This window comes from Brevundimonas sp. UBA7534 (assembly GCF_002479325.1).
Taxonomy (GTDB): domain Bacteria; phylum Pseudomonadota; class Alphaproteobacteria; order Caulobacterales; family Caulobacteraceae; genus Brevundimonas.
Genome location: NZ_DLMO01000178.1, coordinates 1 through 601, shown reverse-complemented (window position 1 = coordinate 601; position 601 = coordinate 1). Strand labels below are relative to the sequence as shown.

Below are 601 nucleotides of genomic sequence, written 5' to 3'. Positions count from 1 at the left end.
AGCGCCTTGGCCGGCTCCAGATTGCGCGGCGTGTCCTCGAAGAAGGCGGCGCTGCGCGGCTCGAAATCGAAGCGCTCGATCATGCGGCGGAAGGCGGACGGCGCCGGCTTGGGCGTCAGGTCCCCGTCCTCGATGGCGAAGACGCCGTCGAAACAGTGGGCGACCCCCAGCCGGTCCAGCACCCGATGTGCGTAGTCGCGCGCCCCGTTGGTGAAGACGAAGCGCCGACCGGGCAGGCGCATCAGCTGTTCGGCCAGGCGCGGATTGGGCTCCAGCCCGTCCAGCGGCACGTCGTGCACCATCTCCAGGAAGTGCTCCGGCTCGATGGTGTAGTTGGCCATCAGCCCGGCCAGGGTCGTGCCGTGCTCGTCCAGGAACTGCCGCTGCAGCACGCTGGCTTCCTGGGGCTCCAGCCCCACGGCCTCGACGACATAGGCGTTGATCCGCGCCTGAACCAGCGTCAGCAGGCCCTGCTCCGGCGGGTACAGGGTGTCGTCCATGTCGAACACCCAGGCGGTCACGTGCGACAGGTCGCTCAAGACGCCTTCACCAGAGTGCCGGCTCCGAATTCGGTGAACAGTTCGACCAGCATGGCGTGCGG

At 68.2% G+C, this 601-nt stretch carries 1 pseudogene; it reads right to left on the bottom strand.

Features of this window, described 5'->3' with window-relative positions:
• Positions 1-509, bottom strand: a pseudogene (locus B2U11_RS14870) (pyrimidine 5'-nucleotidase); the annotation flags it as partial.
• Positions 510-601: the final 92 nt, after the last annotated feature.